The organism is Shewanella sp. SM29 (assembly GCF_025654245.1).
GTDB lineage: Bacteria > Pseudomonadota > Gammaproteobacteria > Enterobacterales > Shewanellaceae > Shewanella > Shewanella oncorhynchi.
The window spans coordinates 1-515 of record NZ_JAKKRN010000106.1 but is presented as its reverse complement, the minus strand read 5'-3'; the positions used below and the strand labels follow the sequence as shown (position 1 = coordinate 515).

At 46.6% G+C, this 515-nt stretch carries 1 rRNA gene; it reads left to right on the top strand.

Going from position 1 to position 515, the window contains the following annotated elements:
* Window positions 1–321: 321 nt before the first annotated feature.
* A 16S ribosomal RNA gene (locus L5L77_RS22680) occupies window positions 322–515 on the top strand; the annotation flags it as partial.

Sequence of the window (515 nt, the reverse complement as noted above, 5' to 3'; positions counted from 1 at the left end):
AACTCCTTGACGCGAAACGGGAAATGCGTAGAATACGCAGCCCTAGCCAACTGGAAGCGTTCGGCGCTCAGTGTGGTACTCAAGTTCTCTTACGAATATTGAGTTGCTCTTTAACAAGATAAAACAAGAAATCTGTGTGGGCACTCACAGGTGTTGAGTTAATCGAAACTGCTTAACCTTCGGGTTGGCAGTCAAAAATTTAAATCAATGTAACAATGAGTGTTCATAGTAATATGTACAGTTTGTTTCTGCTTTTAAGTGGGAACAAAAAATCAGAATTCATTGAGCCGCTGAAGTCGCAAGACGGAAGCAACAAAACTTTAATTGAAGAGTTTGATCATGGCTCAGATTGAACGCTGGCGGCAGGCCTAACACATGCAAGTCGAGCGGCAGCACAAGGGAGTTTACTTCTGAGGTGGCGAGCGGCGGACGGGTGAGTAATGCCTAGGGATCTGCCCAGTCGAGGGGGATAACAGTTGGAAACGACTGCTAATACCGCATACGCCCTACGGGGG